Raw genomic sequence first — 16955 nt, 5'->3', positions numbered from 1 at the left:
CAGGGCAAGCGTAACCTGAATGACGAACAACGAACCGGGGCCGTCCGGCCCGCCCGGCACCAGCCGCCCCGGGGCGGCACGGTTCCGAGTGGAGGTACCCATGACGGCAGGATCGGTACGGCAGATGAGGCTGGAGGACGTCGCCAAGGAGGCGGGAGTCTCGCGCGCGACGGCCTCCAGGGTGATGTCCGGATCCGGTCCGGTCTCCGCCGCCGTACGGGACCGGGTCCGCGAGGCGGCGAGGCGGCTCGACTACCGCCCCGACCCGGTGGCCCGTGCACTCGTCAGTGGGTCCGGCTTCCGGCTCGTCGTCGCGGTCGTCGGTACGACCGCCCAGGTGCTCGAGGACCCGTACGTCGACCGGGCGGTCGCCGCGGCGGCCCAGGCCGGTGCCCCGTACGGCGTCGGCGCCTCGCTGCAGTGGCTGCCCCGCCAGGCGCCCCGGCTGGACCGGCTGGCCGAGGACCGCAGCGTTCGCGGTGTGGTCCTGCTCAACACGACCGAGGCCGCGTTGGAGGCGGTACCGATGTCACTGCGCGGACGGGTCGCCTCGATCGGGATCGGGTCCCGCTGGGTGCCGTCCTTCGACGTCGACAACGGTGGGGGAGCCGCCGCTGTCCTGCGTCACCTCTACGCGACCGGCCGCCGCCGGATCGCCATGGTGACCGGGCCGCAGTGGATGCCGTGCGCGTGGCGGTCGGTCGAGTCCTACCAGGGACTGATGCGCTCCGCCGGACTTCCGGCCCGCCTGGTCGCCGGGGACTTCTCCGCCGGCACCGGTCACCGCGCCATGCGTCGGGTGCTCCGCCGCTGGCCCGACACCGACGCCGTCTTCGCCATCAACGACGCCACGGCGCTCGGCGCGCTGGCCGCCCTGCGCGAGGAAGGCCGCAAGGTGCCCGATGACGTGGCGGTGGCGGGGTTCGACGACATTCCGTTCGCCGCGCTGAGCGCCCCCGCGTTGACCACGGCGAGTCATCCGGTGAGCCGGATCGTCGGGGCGGCTGCCACCGCCGTCCTCAACCAGGCTCCGGGTCCACCGAACGTCGTCTTCCCCTCGACCCTGATACGCCGGCAGAGCGCCTGACCGCTGCGGTGTGGCCGGTCGAGCGGACCGTCCGAAGCGGATCGGCGGTCGTGGTTGTACGCTCCGGCCATGGCAGTGGTAGGGGCGATACTCGGGCTCGGCGCGGCTGTGCTCGTGGTCCTGGTGGTTTACCTCGGTTGGCGTGACCGGAACCGGCAGTTCTCGGCGGAGGACCCCACCGCCAGCCGGGTTCCGACCTTCGAGGCCGAACGCCTCGCCGCCGAAGGAAACCTCAGGGGTCCGGACAAGGCCGCCGGGTTCTCCTGACGGGGGTCGCGCCGGCCGCCCGGGCAAAATGGTCCGGTCCCGTGCGCCCTCACCCCGTCTTCTGACGGGGCGTGACCAACTGCTCGGCCACGCTGGCGCAGATCCCGGCGCCTCGGTCGAGGTCCTGGCTGCCGGGGTAGCGCAACAGCACGGCGAGTATCCAGTCGTCCGCGACGGCGAGGCAGTTCACGTGCCAGAGGCCGTCGTCCCGGTGCAGGGTCCACCCGTTCTTGATCCCGACGGGACCCTGGGCGAGGATCTCCTCGGGCAGCCCGTCGATGATTCCCCAGCGGCCACCGCCGCTGGTCGGCCGTTGATCGCGGGCGGCGGTGCTGCCCCGGACCTTGGCCATCTGGCCCAGTACCCAGTTGGTCCACCTCGGTCCGGCCGCGGTGCCGTTCTTTACGCACTCACCCATCCGGACGGCGTCCGTGGCCGACATCTCGGTGTAGCTCCACCAGACCACGGCGGCGCCGGCCGGCACGACCGCTCTTGTCTGCCGCAGGCGGCACGTCCGGGTCAGTCGGTCGATCACCGACGCGCCGCCGCCGGCGATGAACAGCGACTGCGCCGCGGCGTCGTCACTGTCCCGGATCGCACTGCTCGCCTCGGTCAGCCGGTCGGGCGGGGGTTCCTCGTCCCCGAGGCGGCGCAGATAGTCGGAGACGATCCAGACCTTGATCATCGACTCGGTGGAGCTGGTCGCGGCCAGGTTCGCACCGGAGACCTTGCCGCTTTCGCGGTCGAGCAGCGCATAGGAGAAGAACTCTTGCCCGAGCTTCACCGAGACCCGTCCGGCGGCCAGCGTGCGTCGCTGCGACTTCGGTGAGGGCTTCGTCCGGCCCGGCGTCGCGCTGGGCGGCGTGGCCGGCGTCGGCGCCGCCTCGGTGCTGGAGTTGGGGCTGCTGGTGGCACCCGCGTTGGTTGTCACCGGGGCGGGCGGGTTCAGTCGGCCGTAGGCGGCCGGCACCAGCAGGACGCCGCCGACGGCGATTGCCACGGCGGCGAGCACCGCGATCGTGCGTTGGTGCCGGTATCGGGAGGTGGGTCGGGGCGCGGCCCTGGCGGCGCGGGGCGGTTCCGCGTACCTGTGCCCGGCCGCCGCCCCGGAGTCGTAAGCAGCTTTCACGTGCCTAGAAACTCCGGCCCTCCAGCGACGGTTGCCAGCGGTGCCGGAGGTGGGGCGGCAGAACCGGGAGGCCGCGACGGCTCGCCCGACGGGTCGACGGGCTAGAGGATCGGTTTACCGCCGGTGACGGGGAGTATCGCGCCGGAGATGTAACTGGCCTCGTCGGAGGCGAGCAGTACGTAGGCGGGAGCGACCTCCTTCGGCTGGCCGGGTCGACCCAGTGGGGTGTTCTTGCCGAACCCTTCGACCTGCTCAGGCGGCATGGTGGAGGGGATCAGCGGGGTCCAGATCGGGCCCGGTGCGACGCTGTTGACCCGGATGCCCCGCTCGCCGAGCATCTGGGCGAGCCCGGCGGTGAAGTTCGCGATCGCCCCTTTTGTGGTCGCGTAGGGCAGCAGGGTCGGACGGGGCTGGTCCGAGTTGATCGAGCTGGTGTTGATGATCGACGCGCCTTCGCCCAGATGCGGTAACGCCGCCTGGACGAGCCGGAACATGGCGGTGATGTTGACATCGAAGGTGTGCTGCCACTCGTCGTCGGTGATCTCCTCGACGGTCTCGTGGGTCATCTGGTACGCGGCGTTGTTCACGAGCACGTCGATCCGTCCGAACTCCTCCACGGCCCGTTCGACCACCGTACGACAGTGCGCGGCGTTGCCCACGTCGCCCGCGACCAGCACCGCCCGGCGCCCCGCCTGCTCGACCAGTTTCGCCGTGTCCTTGGCGTCGTCGTGTTCGTTCAGATAGGAGATCAGTACGTCGGCACCCTCACGGGCGTACGCGATCGCCACCGCCCGACCGATGCCGCTGTCGCCGCCGGTGATCACCGCCTTCTTGCCCTCCAGGCGACCGGATCCCCGGTAGGAACTTTCGCCGTGATCGGGCTGCTGACGCATCGCCCCCAGGGCTCCGGGGGGTTGCTGTTGCGGCTCGGACGCCTCCGACATCGAATCGCTCCCAGGTTTCTCGACAGCAGGGGCGACGCCCGGCGCGGTCGGGCGACGCCCGGGCAAAGTGCCCGAAGTCGTCCGCCCTTAAACCCGAGCCGACAGGAGACCCGGTTGCGCGTGTGGTCGTCTCGCGGTTGGCGGTGCCATCAGCGAGGCCGATCAGGCAGGTGCCGCCGGTGATGGTGTCGCCGCCGTCGCCCGGCCGAGGATTCCCGGCGGAGCTAGCGGGTCTCGCCGGGCGGCGCCGGCGGTGGAAGCGCGGCGCCGATGACCACCGTGGTGCCGGCTGCACCGCTGACGATGGAGAGCAGGTCGGTCGTGTGCTGGACGATCCACAACCCCATCCCGCCCTCGGCGCTGGGGTTGGGCCGTCGGTCACGGTTGAGGTACCGCTCGGCGACGAACCCCGGGCCGTGGTCCCGGACCTCGCACTGCAGGTGGACGTCTCGCCACAGGCGCAACACACCCCGCCCGCCACCGTGGCGTACGGCGTTGATCATGACCTCGTTGACGGCGGCGACAAAGTCGGCGGCCTTCTCCGGGGGGATCTGGCATTGCCGGATGTGGGCGTCGACCTCGTGCCGTACTTCGGTGAAGTTCTCCGCGTCGAATTCTGTGACGAAGAGTAGTCGTTCCACTTCGGCGGGTGGTGCCTGGTTCGGGAGATGCCCGGACACGTCAGCCGCCCTTTCTGCACGTTGTGGATCCGTGGAACCTACCCCCGGCGGTGGATCGAAACCACGTTGCCGCCGAATTGTCCGCGGGTGGAGCCGGTCAGGGCGGACGGTCGGCGGCTGGTGCGTACGGGGGAATCAACCGGTCGCCACGCGTGAGTCGGAATATATGTTATCGGCGCTGGTGAACGGGTTGCCGCCGGCCACGCCGGGCCGGCCACGGGCTAGGCTGCTTCCGTGATCGAGGCAGAGGACACCGGTAGCGCCGAGCGCCTGCGCCGTATCGAGGCCGTGACCGACGCGGCGCTGTCCCGGCTCGAGGCGGAGGACCTGCTCGACGAGTTGCTCGACCGCGTCCGGGACCTGATGCGGGTCCAGACCGCGGCGATCCTTCTGCTCGACCCCCACTCCCAGCAGCTCGTGTCGACTGCGGCGAAAGGGCTTGAGGAAGAGGTACGGCGCAACTTCCGGCTTCCGGTGGGTCAGGGCTTCGCCGGACGGGTCGCCGCGACCAGACAGCCGGTCCTGATCGAGAACGTCGGCGCGACCGACGTGGCCAGTCCGGTACTGCGGGACGCGGACATCCGCTCCCTGCTCGGTGTGCCGATGCTGGCGGGCAAGGACCTCGTCGGGGTGCTGCACGTCGGTTCCCGCGACCCTCGGCAGTTCAGCCAGGACGACGTCCAACTGCTGCAACTCGTGGCGGACCGGGCCGCTTTGGTGAGCCAGGCACGTCTGGCCAGCATCGATCGGGTCGCGGCACTGGCCCTGCAGCGCAGCCTGCTACCGACCCGGCTGCCACGGGTGCCCGGCGTCGAGATGGCCGCCAGGTACGTGCCCGGCCACCAGGCTGGTATCGGCGGTGACTGGTACGACGTCTTCGTCCTGCCCACCGGTTGGCTCGGCATCGTCGTCGGCGATGTCTCCGGACACGGCCTGCCGGCAGCGGTCGTCATGGGTCGTCTCCGTAGCGCGCTGCGGGCGTACACACTCGAGTGTGACGATCCGGCGGACGCGCTGACCCGTCTCGATCGCAAGGTCCACCACTTCGAGACGGGCAACCTGGCGACCGTGCTCTACGCCATGATCAGCCCGGACCGCACGCGTATCCACATCTCGCTCGCTGGTCACCTCCCGCCCGTACTGGCCAGTCCCGGACGCTCGGCGGAGTTGCTGTCGTTGCCCGTGGATCCGCCGCTGGGCATCGGGGCCCCGCGGGTACGCCACACCACCGCCGTGGAGTTCCCGTCCGACGCCGTCCTCGTCTGTTACACCGACGGGCTGGTCGAGCGCCGTGGTGAGCTCATCGACGTCGGACTCGACCGGCTTCGGGTCGCCACGTGTCCCGGCTCCGCCGAGGACGTCTGTGCGGCGATCATGGGGGTGCTCGGCGCGGAACAGCCCGCCGACGACATCGCCCTGCTGGGCATCCAGCGGACGCGTCCGTCCGCGTAACGGCGGGACCCGCCGAGGTCGCCGGTGTCGGCACGCTCCGGCCCGAATCGGTACGGGTCCGGGTGAACGGCACTCATGATCGGAAAGCGCCCGGTTGGTTGACAGGGCATCGATGCTCAACGAAGATCTACTTCGTGCGGAGCGCCTTCCTGACTAAGCGGGGTCACATCGACCTCCTGCGTGTCGCCAGCGCTGCCTGTCGACGCTCCATCTGACGCCGGGCACCTCTCCCTCCTTCGCACGCTGCCAACGCTCCTTTTCTTGCCGTAGGTCTCCGGCCCTGCGGTGGCGTTCGCCTGCGCGCACAGTCCGCTCTTGACAGGAGACCTGTTCTTCATGGTCAGAAGACTCGCTAGATTCACGGCTACGGCGGTGGCCGTCTCGTTGATCGGCACGGTGGCGTGGACCGGTCCGGTGAACGCCACCGCGCTGCCGGCGGTGCCCCCGTCCGGTGTCGACTTCTGGGGCATCACGGGCTACCCGAGCCGGAACGTCCTGCCGGTCTGGCCCGACAACCCCAACGACGCGTCCATCCCGATCGGTGTCATCCCGTACGACGAGATCGCGCCGAAGCTGAACGCACTGCAGAGCACGACGGACCGGGTCTCGGCCCGGGTGGCGGGCAAGTCCGCCGGCGGCTACGACCTGTACGCGGTGACCGTGACCGCACCGGAAAGCCAGGATGAGGCACGGCGGCAGGAGAACTGGCGGCGTCGGATCGAGAACGAGCCGGCGGCGGCGCAGCAGGACCAGCGTCTGCTCGCCGGTTACAAGACCCCGCTGTTCGTCAACGCGAACATCCACGGCAACGAGTGGGAGGGCACCGACGCTGCGCTGCGAGTGATCGAGCAGCTCGCGACCAGCACCGATCCCCAGGTCGCGCAGCTCCTTGCGCGCAACCGGCTCGTCTTCAACGTCACCTCCAATCCGGACGGTCGGGTCGCGGGCACCCGCCAGAACGCCGCGGGTTACGACCTCAACCGCGACCTGACCATCGTGTCGCAGCCCGAGACCAACCTGATCCGTGAGCTGATCGTCGACACCCGGCCGATCATCACGCTCGACCTGCACGGCTACGTCAACCCGACGCTGCTGCACCCGAGCACGCCCCCGCACAACGTCAACAACGAGTACGACCTCTACATCAAGCACGGCCTGCCGAACGCGCTGGCGATCGAGGAGGGCCTGCGTGGCCTGGGCTACCCCGAGACCCAGCGGGCGCGGATCCCGTTCCGGGACGACGAGCCCGGCGTGTGGGACGACTTCCCGCCGATCTACGTGCCGTCCTTCGCGATGTTGCAGAGCAGCATCCCGTACACGATCGAGGCACCGCTCAACCCGCGCGGCAACCTCACTCCGGAAGAGAAGGTGCGCCGGTCCCGGATCAACACCGACGTGCACGAGGTGGCGATCAGGACCTCGTTGCAGTACATCCAGGACCACCGGGCCGAGGTGCTGTTCGACCAGGCCGAGGTCTACCGCCGTGGCGCGGCCGGTGAGCCGCTGCGGGACATCCCGGACGGCTACGTGCCGGGCTGGGGGCCGGAGGACAACTACCACACGGTCTTCCCGCGCTCGTACGTCATCCCGGCCGGTTCCGGCCAGCACTCCGCACCGGCGGCGGCCCGACTCGTCGACCTGCTGATCGGCAGCGGTGGCCGGGTGTGGCGGGCGAAGCAGAACTTCACCGCCAACGGCAAGAGCTACCCCGCCGGTTCGTACGTGATCGACATGCACCAGCCAAAGCGTGGCCTGGTCAACTCCCTGCTCGAACCCGGCGTCGACATCACCGACCGGGTGGACGACCTCTACGCCGGCCCGGCTGCCTGGAGCCAGGGTCTGACCTGGGGAGCGACCGTCGACACCCTGTGGGACCAGTTGCCGGGGGTGGGCCTGGAGCGGGCCTACGACGGCAAGGCCGAGAGCTCCGTGCCGGCCGGCACTCCCGACCTGCGCCTGAACCTCCAGGACGCCGCCGACCTGCTCGCGGTCAACGCGTTGCTGGACCAGGGGGTGAGGGTCTACCGCCTGGCCGACGGGTCGGTCGCCATTCCACACACGACGACCAACCGCCGGCTCGCCGCAGCCGAATCCCGTAAGCACGACGTTGCCTTCGAAGCCGCCCCGGCGGGTTGGCAGGGAACGCCGCTGAACAAGGTTGTCGTCGGTTACCTGGGTACGGTCGAGGAGCGCGACACGCTGCGGGACCTCGGTTTCGACGCGCGTACGCTCACCGCGACGACCCTGGCCACCACGCTGACCGCCGACGTCGACGTACTGCTGGTGGCGAGCAACGTCAACCTGGCCACCCTGACGGTGGAGAACCGGGCCGCGCTGAACGCCTTCCTCGCCCGTGGCGGTGGTGTCATCGGTCTGGACACCGCTGGCGCGAGCTTCAGCAACGCCACCTCGCTGCTGAGCGTCACGGCCACCGCTGGTGCCTCGCTGGCCAGTGGTGTGGTCAACATCGTCAACAGTCAAGGCCCGGTCACTTCGGGTGCGATCCCGCACTCGTTCATCAACCAGCCCGTCTGGTTCACCAACCTCGGTGCGGGCGTCACGGTCGAGCAGTCGTACAGCGCCGACCCGCTGCTCTCCGGTTGGTGGGCGGCGAATGCGGCGGGCGCCAACGGTCCGGCGGCGGCGGCCAACCAGGCCAGCATCGTCCGTGGCGTGTCGGCCGGCGGCAACGGTGTGGTGCTCTTCGGTACGGATCCGACGTACCGCACCCACCCGAAGGGGCTGCAGTCGCAGCTCGGCCGGGCCGTGCTCTGGGCGGCGCAGCGGTAGCCGTCCCATTCCGCTGAACGGAGCGTGAGGACCCGGGTGCCGGTGCGCACCCGGGTCCTTCGTTCCGGGGGTCAGGTCTCGGTGCGGTTGGTCGCGAGCGCTACGTCCTCGCCGATCCGGGTCGTGTCGTCGTCCCCGGTCTGTTCCTGCGGCCGGTCGCCGTCCGGAAGCACGTCGAGCGGGTGGGCCAGGTCGTCCCGGGGCATCCTGGCCAGGATGATCGCCAGCGCGGCGAGCGCGGTCGGGACCAGACCGGCGAGGGCGAAGGTCGTACCGAGTCCGATGCCGGTGCTCACCGGTCCGGCGATCGCCATCGACACGGGCACGAACAGCAGCGACACGAAGAAATCGAGACTGGAGACACGACCGAGCATGTGCGGCGGAACCCGCCGCTGCAACAACGTTCCCCAGATGACCATCGGCGCGGAGAAGCAGATCCCGACCACGAAGAGCGCCACGGCGATCAGCCATGCCTGGTCGGCGAAGCCGACCAGTGCCAGGGGCAGGCACCCGAGTCCCCAGAACAGGTTCATGACGGTGAGGTAGCGCCGGGGCAGGCGCAGCGCCGCCATGCCCAGTGCGCGGATCAGTGTCGCCCGTACGGGATGGTCCGTGGTGGCGGTCCGGCCCCCGCGTAGCGGCACCGGGCGGAAACAACCGGGCTCCGACCCGCCTCCGAGGATCCTGCCACCTCAACGTTTGTTCAGGTCAACTCTCGATCGGCCCGGTCCCCGGCTCCCTCGGCGACAGGACGTTACCGGTGAGAGCGGCGAGTTCGGCGTCACGGTCGGCCCGCTCGCGGGGCCAGCCGGCCGCGTCCGGTCTCCGCTGCCACGGTAGCGGCCCGTCGGGCGGGCGGTACGCGACGCCGAGCGCGTCGAGGCGGGACAGGTGCTCGGTGAGGCGCGCGTCGAAACCGTGCCAGGGGGCGGTGTCCGTGGCCGACCAGGCGACCTCGGCGAACGCGCAGAGCCGGGGAAAGGCCAGGTAGTCCACCGTACGCGGCTGGTCGGCGTGCTCCGTCCAGATGTTGCACTGAGCGCCGAGCAGCCGGTGCCGTAGCTCGGCCGGAAGGGCCGGCGGCTCCGGTTCGAAGGCGCGTACGTCGGCGACCGTGAGCACGGTGCCGACCGGGATCGGCTCGTCCGGATGATCGGACTGGCGGTAGTCCAGGTATGCGGCACTGTCCCAGCAGGCGACCACGTCGTGCCCGGCGCGTGCCGCCGCGACCGCCAACGCCGGTCCGCGCCACGCGGCGACCGTCGCGCCGGGCGGGAGGCTCCCCTCCAGGATCTCGTCCCAGCCGAACAGGACCCGGCCGTGGGCTTCCAGGTGCCGCTGGAACCGTTGGACGAACCAGCTCTGCAACTCGTCCTCGTCGCGCAGACCGAGTTCCCGCAACCGCTGCTGGGCCGCCGGGCTGGCCCGCCACTCGTCCTTGCGGCACTCGTCGCCGCCGATGCCGATGTGCCGGCTGGGGAAGAGTTCCATCACCTCGTCCAGCACGTGCGAGAAGAAGGCGACGGTCTGATCGGAGACGTTCAGTACGTGTGACGACACGCCCCAGCGAGTGCAGACCTCCACCGGTCCGTCGGCCCCGTTGCCCAGGTGCGGGTACGCCGCGATGGCCGCCTGGGTGTGGCCGGGCAGGTCGATCTCCGGCACCACGGTGACGAACCGCTCGGCCGCGTACGCGACGATCTCCCGGATGTCGTCCTGGGTGTAGTAGCCGCCGTGCGGCCGGCCGTCGAACCGCTCGTGCTGGCGTGACCCGACCATCGACTCGCGGCGCCACGCGCCCACCTCCGTCAGCCGTGGGTAGCGCCGGATCTGGAGCCGCCAGCCCTGGTCGTCGGTGAGGTGCAGGTGCAGCACGTTGAGCTTGTGCGCGGCGATCAGGTCGACCAGGCGCAGCACACCGGCGACCGGCATGAAGTGCCGGGCCACGTCGAGCATCACGCCCCGCCATCCGAACCGGGGCTGGTCGACGATCTCCACGCCCGGTACCACCCACGGACCGGATCGGACCGGCGCCCGGCGGTACACCTGCGGCGGCAGGAGTTGTCGCAGGCTCTGCGCGCCGTAGAAGACGCCGGCGGGGGAGCCGCCGGTGATGGTGATGCGGTCCGGCCGTACCCGCAGTCGGTATCCCTCCGGGTGCGTGTCGGGATCGACGTTGAGGTCGATGCCGCCGACGCCGTTGTGCGCGGCGCGCAACGGGTATCCGGTCGGGCGCGACAGCGCACCGGTGAGCCATCGTGCGACCTCGGCGCACCCGGGTTCCCAGCCGATCGTGGTCGCCTCGGTGAGGGTGAACGAGCCGGTGAGGGGGCGGATGTCGGCCGGCAGTGGCAGCATCAGTCCTTCACCGCCCCGCCGAGTCCGGAGACCAGCCGGTGCCGGACGAAGACGAAGAAGACCAGCACCGGGATCGTCATCAGGGTCGAGGCGGCCATGATGCCGCCCCAGTCGTTCTCGTCGGGCTTGAAGAAGACCAGCAGCGCGGCGGGCAGGGTCTGGTTCTCGGTGGTGCTGATGATGAACGTCCTGGCGAACAGGAAGTCGTTCCAGGCGGTGATGAAGGAGAACACCCCGGTCGCCGCCAGCCCCGGTGCCACCAGGGGAAACAGGATCCGCCACAGGATGGTGAAACGGCCCGCGCCGTCGAGCGTCGCCGCCTCCTCGATCTCCTGCGGCACCGCGGCGACGAAACCCCGCAGCATCCAGATGGCGAACGGCAGGCTGAACGCCAACTGCACCAGCACCAGCGAGCCGAGGGTGTTCAGCCCGACCCCGGGTACGGTCCGGCCGAGGTCGCGGATCTGGAAGAAGAGCGGGATGCTCAGCGCCTCCACCGGCACCATCTGGGCGACCAGGAACAGCACCAGCAGGGTGGTCCGGGTGCGGAACCGGTAGCGGGTCAGCGCGACCGCGGCCAGGAACGAGATCAGCGCGCTGAGCGCGACCACGGTCAGCGCGACGACCGCGCTGTTGAGAAAGTAGCGGCCGAACCCGCTGACGCCGAGCGCCGAGCTGAAGTGCTCCAGGGTCGGGTGCAGCGTCCAGGGCCGGGGATCGGCGGACCGGATCTCGCCGGTCGGTTTGAGCGCCGACAGCACCATCCAGTAGATCGGGAAGACCGTCACGACCGCGACCGCGATCGCGGCGGCGTCGGCGATCCGGCGGCGGGTCACAGCGCCTCCCCGGTACGACGCAGCGCGCGCAGGTAGAGGAGCGTGACCACGAGCAGGATCACCGTCATCACGATGCCGATCGCCGAGCCGAGGCCGTACTGGGACGAGGCGAAAGCCTTCTGGTACGCGTACACGTTGAGCACCAGGTTCTGTCCGGCGATGCCACCGCAACCGGTCATCACGTAGATCTGGGTGAACACCTTGAAGTCCCAGATGATCGACTGGATCACCACGATGATGATCAGCGGCCGCAGGATCGGGGCGATGATCCGACGGAAGGTGGTCAGGGCACTCGCGCCGTCCAGCGCGGCGGCCTCCCGTACCGAGGTCGGCACCGCCTGGATGCCGGCGTACAGAGTGATCATCACGAACGGGAACGAGTGCCAGACCACCACCGCGCCGACCAGCGCGAACGCCACGCTCCGGTCGTAGAACCAGTTGTAGCCGCCGAGCCCGAGCACCTCGTTGACCAGGCCGAGATTGCTGTCGAACAGGAACGCCCAGACCACCGAGCCGGTCATCGCCGGTGCCGCCCAGGCGGTCAGCGCGGCGAACGAGAGCACCGCCCGGGCCAGCGGGCCGATCCGGGTCAGCAGGACGGCGAGCGCGGCGCCGACCGCGAGCGTCACGACGACGCAGCCGGCGGCGAAGACCACCGTCTGGCCGAGCACGGTCCAGAAGGTCGGGTCGTCGAAAAGGGCCCGGAAGTTGCCGACGCCCACGAACCGGGCCGGTTCGCCACCACTGACCTGCGGTTGCCCGTACTCGAACAGGGAGAGCAGGCCAAGCTGGTAGAGCGGGTACGCGAACATCGGCACCAGCACGGCGAGCGCCGGCAGCAGCAGCCACAGCGGGGTCAGCCGCTGCCGGCGGATCGTTGCGGAGACCGTCATTACTTGCCGAACGCCGCGTTTATCCGGGTGTTCGCCTCGGCCGTCGCCGCGTCCACGGTGGCCTGTTTGGTGATCACCTTCTGGAGCAGGGTCGGCAGGATCTTCTCGGCGTCGATGGTGGTCCAGGCCTTGTCCACCGGCACGAAACGGGTGCCCGCCTCCATGGTGTCGATAAAGGGCTTGAGCTGCGGGTCCTTCGCGATCACCTCGGTCCGGGCGGACTTCATCGCGGGTACGAAGCCCATCGCGTCGTACAGCTTCAGGGTGTACTTCCGGCCGGCGAGCAGTTGCATGAACTCGACCGCCAGGGTGCGGTGGCTGGTGGAGCGGAAGACACCGAGACTGCTGCCACCGGCGAAGGCGGGCGCGATCGAGCCCGGCTTCGCGCCGGGGAGCGGGACGACGGCGTACCTGCCCTTGACCGCGCCGGCCTCCACGGCGGAGCGGTTGAAGTTGCCCAGGATGCCCATCCCGGCCCGGCCGGCGGCGAACGCCTCGACGGTGCCGCCACCGGTCAGGTCGACGCACTGCTGAGCCGGGCAGATGTCGTCGCCGAACAGGTCGGTGTACGCGGTGATGCCGGCCTTCGACGCGGCCGAGTCGATGCTGGCGGTGTAACCGGAGCCGCCGCTGGTGGCGATGTCGCCACCGGCGTCCCAGACGAACGGCAGGGCGCCGAAGACGTACAGCCCGCCGACCGCGATGCCGAGCATCTCCTCGCGTTCGGCCCGGATCCGCTTCGCCGCGCTGACCAGTTCGGCGTAGGAGGTGGGGGGCCGCAGGCCGAGATCGGTGAAGACGTCGGTGCGGTAGTACAGGGCGCGGACGCCGATCCACCACGGTACGCCGTACGCCTTGTCGTCGACCGTCACCGTGTTCACCAGGTCGGCCGGCAGGTCGGCGGCCTCCGACCAGCTCTTGAGGTCGGAGCTGACGTCCGCCATGCCGTTGGAGGCGACAAAACCGGCCAGGTCGGTGTTGCCGACCTCGGTCACGTCCGGCGCGCTGGCCGGGTCGTTGAGCGCCCCCTTGTACTTCTCGGCCCGGGTGTCGGTCGCCAGGTAGCTGACGTCGACGCTGACCCCGGGGTGGGCGGCGGTGAACTCGGCGACGGCTTCGGAGACGACCGCCTCCTTGGCGGCGCGGTTCGCCTCGTCGAAGAGCCAGACCCGCAACGTGCCGGTCTTCTCGTCGGTGCTCTCCGTGGGTGTGCCGGTCGACGGCGCGCAGGCGCCCGCGACCAGGGCCAGTGCGATCAGCGCGGCGAGGGCCAGGGGTTTCCGCACAGCTTCTCTCCCCTCCAATAACGAGCCAGGTTCATAATTAGGTCGGCATCGATGCCCTCCAGGTTGGGCGTCGGAAGGTGTTCCGTCAAGCCACGTTTCCGCAGCTGAGAGCCGGTTTCCAGGCGCGCGGACGCCAGCCGCCGACAGCTGCTGTGGCAGCTGCGGTGACGGCTGGCTTCGGCGGGGGAGTGGACGTTACCCGCCCAGGTACAGCACCGCGTCGATCTCGATGTCGAACCCCTGTAGCGCCACCGGCAGGGTGGTGCGGGCCGGTAGGTTCTCGGTGCCGAAGAACTCCACGTAGATCTCGTTCATGGCCGGGAAGTCGGCGAAGTCGCGCAGGTAGACGCCGACCCGTACGGCCTTGCCGAGGTCGCCGCCGGCGGCCTCGGCGACCCGGGCCAGGTTGGTGAACGCGGCCCGGGCCTGCGCGGCGAAGTCGCCGGTGACCCAGGTCCCGTCCGGCAGCACCGGGCACGCCCCGGACAGGTACGCGTGGTCACCGGCGACCACGGCGTGCGAGTACGGGCCACCGGGCGGCGCCGCCTGATCCGCGACGATGATCTTCTTGGGCATCGGTCAACCTCCGTGTCGGGGAAACTGTTCGGCGAGCCCGTCCGGGCCCACCAGGGGTGAGGTCAGCAGGTCGCGTACCGCCCGCTCACGTCGGAGCAGGGCCTCGCGCTGGACGACGGTGAGCGGGATCCACGGTGGTACGGGTGCCGGCAGACGCGCCGGCAACGGCCGACCGGCCCGGTACGTCCGCTCGTTGACCAGCCGCAGCGGTGACGTCCGGCGCTGGCCGTGCACGTCGACCACCTCGAACGGCCGGTGGTCGACGGTGAACACCGCGATGTCGGCCGGTGCTCCCGGCGCGAGCGTGCCGATGCCACCGGTCAACCCGAGCACCCGTGCCGGACCGACGGTCGTCGCGGCCACCACCTGGGGCAGGTCCATGCCGACGGCCAGCATCTTCGCCATCGTGGTGGGCAGGTCGAACGCCGGACCGTGCAGCGACCGGCTGTGCAGGTCGGTGGAGACGGTGTGCGGTGGCATGCCGGCGGCCAACTGCGCTTCTAGCACGTCGAAGGCGAAGCCGCCGGAACCGTGCCCGATGTCGAACCGGACCCCGGCCCGGTACGCCTCCCGGGCGGCCGGGTCGAACCCGGTCGGACCGGCGGCTATCCCGCTCGCGCAGTGCGTGATGACGTCCCCCGGCCGCAGCAGCGGCAGCAGTTGCGCGACCGAGGGCGGTCCCGCTCCGATGTGCACCATCACCGGCAGCCCACATGCCCGCGCCGCCTCCACCGCCCGGCGCAGCGGCTCGGTGCCGTGGTCGCCGACGTTGTGCCGGTCCATCCGCACCTTGAAGCCGACGATCGTCTCCGGGTACGCGCGCGCCGTCGTCACCGCGAGTTCCACGTCGCAGTGGGCCAGTTCGCGTGACTCGCCCACCGGCGCGACCAGCCCCACCGCGGAGATGTTCAACAACGCGGGCACCCGGACCCGGTAACCGGCGGTGGTCGCCGCGAAGGCGGGAAACGAGTACGCCCCGGCCGATCCGGCGTCGACCCAGGTGGTCACCCCGCTGTGCCAGGCGACCGGGTCCGGGTCGATGCCCCAGTACGTCGCGCCCCCGTACACGTGGGTGTGCAGGTCGATCAGGCCCGGTGTGACCAACCGGCCGCCTACGTCGACGACCTCGGCGGCCTGCCCGGGCGGCAGCGACGCGCCGACCTCGGCGATCCGCCCGTCCCGTACGGCGACGTCGTACCGCCCGACCCGCCCGGTACCCGGGTCCAGCAGGTCGCCGCCGGTGAGCAGCAGATCCCACGCCGGAGGCGACCGATCGCCCCGCACCGCCTGCGGGTCCCCGTTCACGGCCAGCGGGCCACCGTTCACGGCCAACCGATCGTCGTTCATGACCGGCCGATCGCCGGGCCGATGCGCAGCCGGTACAACCGGGCCGGGCGACCCCGGCGATGCACCTGCGTGCTCCCCTCCACCTCGACCAGTCCGGAGTCGCCCAGCTTGCGGATCAGGCGCCGCCCGCTCGGATCGGTGATGCCGAGCTGCTGGGCGAGGTCGCTGGGAGAGATGGCCCGACCCATCTGGGCCCGCTCGATCGCCGCCAGCCGGGACAGGGTCGCCGCGCTCAGCCCGACCTCCCCGGCCAGCCGCTCCAGCTCGGCGCCGTGCTCCCGGTAGGTGAACGCCACCGAGGCGCCGGCAGCGCTCATCGGGCCGATGATCACGCCACCGTCCTCGATCAGATACGCGCTCGGCGACTCCTCCTGCTCGGCCCGGGTGGCCGCCCGTTCGGCGAGATGGACACAGCTACGGGCGGAGGCACCCACCCCGAAACCGGCGGCCACCTTGATGCCGAGCGTCTCCTGCGCCTGGCGCAACGCCGGCAGGCTGACCCAGCTACTGGTCGCCTCCTCGAAAAGCGCCTGGTGGGCGAGGACGACCACGCCGCGTCGATCGCGGTTCTCGATCCACGCGTCGCCGAACTCCGGCGTGTTCAGCAGCAGGTTCAACAGCCCCACCCGGGCCCGGTCCAGGTCAAGTTGGGGCCCCGACCGCCCGACCAGGAAGACCCCGGCGGCGAAGCGGAGCGCGCTGGCCCGCTTCGACTGCACCCGCAGCGCCAGCTCGTGCAACTGGGCCCGGAGCGTCGCCGGGCCGGGCAGGCCGCCGAGCACCCGGGTCTCGTCGCGCAGCTGGGCGGCGACCGCCGTACGGAGGCTGATCACGTACTCGCCGCCGGTGCGGGCCAGCGCCTCGCGGTGGAACGCGACCGTCTCCGCCACGCTCTGCTCCCGGTCGTACGGCAGGCAACTGACCTGGGCCGGGTCGAGCTCCAGCGCCCGCACGACCTCGTCCACCGTCCGCGCGTCGTAGGTGTCGATGCTGACCGGAGTGGGCCGCCAGCCCCGGGCGGACGCCCGGAACAGGGCCAGCGCGAGGTCCAGACCGGCCGAGCGCAGGACCGCCACCGGCAGGTCCGCCGGGAGCAGATGGCGGCACTTCGCGTACGGCACCGGGCCGAGCAACAGCCCGTCCACCCGTCGCCGGGCCAACAGGTCGTCGACCCGTACGGCCACCTCGTCCTCGTGCCCGTAGACCACCCACTCCAGGTTCACCCCGGCCAGCGTGCGCGCCGCGTCCTCGAACGCGGCGCGATGACTGGCGTGGATGACGAGACCGATCACCATCGGCACTCCAGGTTC

At 70.6% G+C, this 16955-nt stretch carries 16 protein-coding genes; 5 read left to right on the top strand and 11 right to left on the bottom strand.

Going from position 1 to position 16955, the window contains the following annotated elements:
• The first annotated feature begins 100 nt into the window (after positions 1–100).
• Positions 101–1087 carry a LacI family DNA-binding transcriptional regulator gene (locus tag BDK92_RS00805; RefSeq protein WP_121153643.1) on the top strand — a complete coding sequence of 329 codons (987 nt, stop codon included), beginning with the start codon at positions 101–103 and terminating at the stop codon, positions 1085–1087.
• A gap of 69 nt (positions 1088–1156) precedes the next feature.
• Entirely contained in the window at positions 1157–1354 is a 198-nt protein-coding gene (locus BDK92_RS00800) for a hypothetical protein (RefSeq protein ID WP_121153641.1), read from the top strand.
• Positions 1355–1403: 49 nt separating this feature from the next.
• Here BDK92_RS00800 and BDK92_RS00795 read toward each other — a convergent pair whose 3' ends face one another.
• The 3 genes from BDK92_RS00795 to BDK92_RS00785 all read right to left on the bottom strand — a co-directional run bounded on the left by BDK92_RS00795 (position 1404) and on the right by BDK92_RS00785 (position 4107).
• A complete protein-coding gene (locus BDK92_RS00795; RefSeq protein ID WP_121161436.1) occupies positions 1404–2354 on the bottom strand; it encodes a hypothetical protein in 951 nt (316 codons plus the stop codon).
• A gap of 230 nt (positions 2355–2584) precedes the next feature.
• Positions 2585–3427, bottom strand: a complete 843-nt coding sequence (locus BDK92_RS00790; RefSeq protein WP_121153640.1) for an SDR family oxidoreductase — start codon at positions 3425–3427, stop codon at positions 2585–2587.
• Positions 3428–3651: 224 nt separating this feature from the next.
• The gene (locus BDK92_RS00785; protein WP_170208442.1) at positions 3652–4107 is read right to left on the bottom strand and encodes an ATP-binding protein; all 456 of its coding nucleotides are present in this window, start codon (positions 4105–4107) and stop codon (positions 3652–3654) included.
• 234 nt (positions 4108–4341) lie between these two features.
• Here BDK92_RS00785 and BDK92_RS00780 point away from each other — a divergent pair, with 234 nt between their 5' ends.
• The 3 genes from BDK92_RS00780 to BDK92_RS00775 all read left to right on the top strand — a co-directional run bounded on the left by BDK92_RS00780 (position 4342) and on the right by BDK92_RS00775 (position 8349).
• Entirely contained in the window at positions 4342–5559 is a 1218-nt protein-coding gene (locus tag BDK92_RS00780; protein WP_246016701.1) for a PP2C family protein-serine/threonine phosphatase, read from the top strand.
• Positions 5445–5774, top strand: a complete 330-nt coding sequence (locus tag BDK92_RS41060) for a putative leader peptide (protein ID WP_425462202.1) — start codon at positions 5445–5447, stop codon at positions 5772–5774. The genes BDK92_RS00780 and BDK92_RS41060 overlap by 115 nt, the downstream gene beginning before the upstream one ends.
• Before the next feature lie 157 nt (positions 5775–5931).
• Positions 5932–8349: a M14 family zinc carboxypeptidase gene (locus BDK92_RS00775; protein ID WP_246016699.1), complete on the top strand. Its 2418-nt coding sequence runs from the start codon at positions 5932–5934 to the stop codon at positions 8347–8349.
• A gap of 71 nt (positions 8350–8420) precedes the next feature.
• On the opposite strand, the gene BDK92_RS00770 is transcribed toward BDK92_RS00775, so the two are convergent.
• From BDK92_RS00770 to BDK92_RS00735, 8 genes are all read right to left on the bottom strand, one after another.
• Positions 8421–8993: an MFS transporter gene (locus BDK92_RS00770; protein ID WP_211348994.1), complete on the bottom strand. Its 573-nt coding sequence runs from the start codon at positions 8991–8993 to the stop codon at positions 8421–8423.
• Between the two features lie 64 nt (positions 8994–9057).
• Entirely contained in the window at positions 9058–10707 is a 1650-nt protein-coding gene (locus tag BDK92_RS00765) for a beta-N-acetylhexosaminidase (RefSeq protein ID WP_121153636.1), read from the bottom strand.
• On the bottom strand, positions 10707–11543 hold the full coding sequence (locus tag BDK92_RS00760; RefSeq protein ID WP_121153634.1) for a carbohydrate ABC transporter permease: 837 nt from the start codon (positions 11541–11543) through the stop codon (positions 10707–10709). Before BDK92_RS00760 ends, BDK92_RS00765 begins: the two co-directional genes overlap by 1 nt.
• A complete protein-coding gene (locus tag BDK92_RS00755) occupies positions 11540–12436 on the bottom strand; it encodes a carbohydrate ABC transporter permease (protein WP_121153632.1) in 897 nt (298 codons plus the stop codon). The genes BDK92_RS00760 and BDK92_RS00755 overlap by 4 nt, the downstream gene beginning before the upstream one ends.
• Positions 12436–13722 carry an extracellular solute-binding protein gene (locus BDK92_RS00750; RefSeq protein ID WP_121153630.1) on the bottom strand — a complete coding sequence of 429 codons (1287 nt, stop codon included), beginning with the start codon at positions 13720–13722 and terminating at the stop codon, positions 12436–12438. The genes BDK92_RS00755 and BDK92_RS00750 overlap by 1 nt, the downstream gene beginning before the upstream one ends.
• Before the next feature lie 195 nt (positions 13723–13917).
• Positions 13918–14298 (bottom strand): RidA family protein, encoded by a 381-nt coding sequence (locus tag BDK92_RS00745; RefSeq protein ID WP_121153628.1) that lies wholly within the window; start codon positions 14296–14298, stop codon positions 13918–13920.
• A 3-nt stretch (positions 14299–14301) separates the two neighbouring features.
• Entirely contained in the window at positions 14302–15645 is a 1344-nt protein-coding gene (locus tag BDK92_RS00740; RefSeq protein ID WP_121153626.1) for an amidohydrolase/deacetylase family metallohydrolase, read from the bottom strand.
• Complete coding sequence (locus BDK92_RS00735; RefSeq protein ID WP_170208441.1) at positions 15642–16940, bottom strand: helix-turn-helix domain-containing protein; 1299 nt, start codon at positions 16938–16940, stop codon at positions 15642–15644. Before BDK92_RS00735 ends, BDK92_RS00740 begins: the two co-directional genes overlap by 4 nt.
• Positions 16941–16955 lie beyond the last annotated feature (15 nt).

It is taken from the genome of Micromonospora pisi (genome assembly GCF_003633685.1).
GTDB lineage: Bacteria > Actinomycetota > Actinomycetes > Mycobacteriales > Micromonosporaceae > Micromonospora_G > Micromonospora_G pisi.
The sequence above is the reverse complement of the archived record's forward strand: the minus strand, read 5'-3'. Positions and strand labels throughout refer to the sequence as shown.